The sequence below is a fragment of the Streptococcus oralis genome, assembly GCF_001579175.1.
GTDB lineage: Bacteria > Bacillota > Bacilli > Lactobacillales > Streptococcaceae > Streptococcus > Streptococcus oralis_O.
In genome coordinates this window covers 285,496-287,300 of record NZ_KQ970760.1, presented here as the reverse complement: position 1 = coordinate 287,300, position 1,805 = coordinate 285,496, and the positions used below count along the sequence as shown (strand labels likewise).

Genomic DNA, 1,805 nt, shown 5'->3' with positions numbered 1-1,805 from the left:
ATCCTTTAATTTTTTTCTTTTATAATAATTGGTTCCTCCCACTGCATAACCAATTCGTTGTTTGATTTCATCTTCATTATCCAGATAATCCATTCCAAGAATACGGACATTCCCTGCATCAGGATGAACAAGATTTAGAATGGATTTAATCGCTGTAGTCTTACCTGCTCCATTCCTACCGATAAATCCCATAACCTCACCTGATTTAATATGAAAACTTATAGGTTTCAATTCAAATGCTGAATATTTTTTTGTAATATCATTTACCTCTAAAACATACTTCATTTTATTCATCCTCCTTCTCTTCAAAAGCAATTTCCATCAAGTGTGCAAAGGCTCCCTTCGGCGGTATGGCAATTCCACGCTTTTCATCACCAAGAAGAAGAATCGTATCGCCCGGTTTGATATTAAAGACATCGCGCGCCTGTTTTGGTATTACTATTTGACCTTTCTCTCCAACTGTAGCCGTCCAAGCATATTTACCTTTTGGTGCTTTCACAACTATTACCCCCTTGTGGTATGATTTGTATAACTAATTATACCACTTATCCTAAATAATACAAGTGCAGACTACATCCATTTACCATCATAATAAAATGCTCGTAAAAATATGTACCACTCATCCCAAAACTAAGAATCTTATACACCTAACCCTAACTTTTTGTAAGTGGTGCTTATTCATTAACTACTCTCTCTAGAAAATATGTGACTACAAACAAAATTGAGGATTAAAAAAATTCATGAGCACATTGATGCCATGAATCAAAAACAGCATTATTCTCTCCTATAAGAGAGAACACTCCTAAAATCAGGAAAGCGAAACTAAGATTTTTAAAAATATCTTATTGCAAACAAAAATATAATATGCTACAATACTTTTGACAAAACGTGTCGAAAGGTAGAGAGATGGCAAAAATAATTGACTTAAAGCAAGAAAATATTTACAAAGTACGATCCTGTTTTTATCAAGGAGGAACATGGACCAAGAATCAGTTATCCAGTCAAACAGGGATTTCTCTGGCAGGAACTACCAATATCTTGCAAATATTAGAGAATAGTGAAGAGATTGAATTTGTAGGAAATGCCAGGTCAACTGGTGGCAGAAAGTCTAAATTATATCAATTGAGAGAAGATTATATCCATATTGGAACTATTATTCTTAGTCACATCTTTTCTCAGTACAAAATACGTGCAAACTCATTTAATCTGGGAGGACATTCAGTTTATGAACAAATTTTAGTAAGTTCCACAGGGACATTAGATGAAATTTACAATGTAGTAAAAAAACTAATTACTAGTGATCCACTGATTCAGGTGTTAGTACTTAGTTTTCCTGGTATTATTGGAGAACAAGGAGAAATTATCTATTCTGATTTTGAACAGATCAATCAAAAAAATCTTCTAACGTCACTTTCATCTCTTACAACGATCCCCATTGTTTTAGAGAATGATGTTAATGTTGCTTCCCTTGGTTATTGTAGTATTCACCCAGAATTTAGAACACTGGCCCTTCTCTATCAGCCAGATACAGATTTTGCCGGTTCTGGTATTATCATCAATAAAAGATTGCATCGTGGAAGAAATGGTTTTGCAGGGGAAGTCGGCTATCTCATGAATGGATATAAACCTGCAAATCGCCAATCACGTTCAAATGACTTCACATTTCTTTTGTTAAATCAGATAACAGCACTAACATCAGTCATTGCTCCGGATGCTATTGCATATTATTGTCCATCTTTACAAGAAAATATAGAAATTTCTGACACCAATCTTCCTAAAGAATTCCACCCAATCCTTGAAAGATT

General features: G+C 34.3%; 3 protein-coding genes. 1 reads left to right on the top strand and 2 read right to left on the bottom strand.

The window, feature by feature from the left end:
• Both SORDD24_RS05670 and SORDD24_RS05665 read right to left on the bottom strand, forming a co-directional pair.
• On the bottom strand, positions 1 to 285 hold a 285-nt coding region (locus tag SORDD24_RS05670), incomplete at its 3' end, for an ATP-binding cassette domain-containing protein (protein ID WP_155720132.1).
• Position 286: 1 nt separating this feature from the next.
• Entirely contained in the window at positions 287 to 499 is a 213-nt protein-coding gene (locus SORDD24_RS05665; protein ID WP_000646903.1) for an AbrB/MazE/SpoVT family DNA-binding domain-containing protein, read from the bottom strand.
• 407 nt (positions 500 to 906) lie between these two features.
• On the opposite strand from SORDD24_RS05665, the gene SORDD24_RS05660 reads away from it, so the two are divergent.
• Positions 907 to 1,805, top strand: an 899-nt coding sequence (locus SORDD24_RS05660) for an ROK family protein (protein ID WP_061408497.1), incomplete at its 3' end; no start/stop codon positions are given.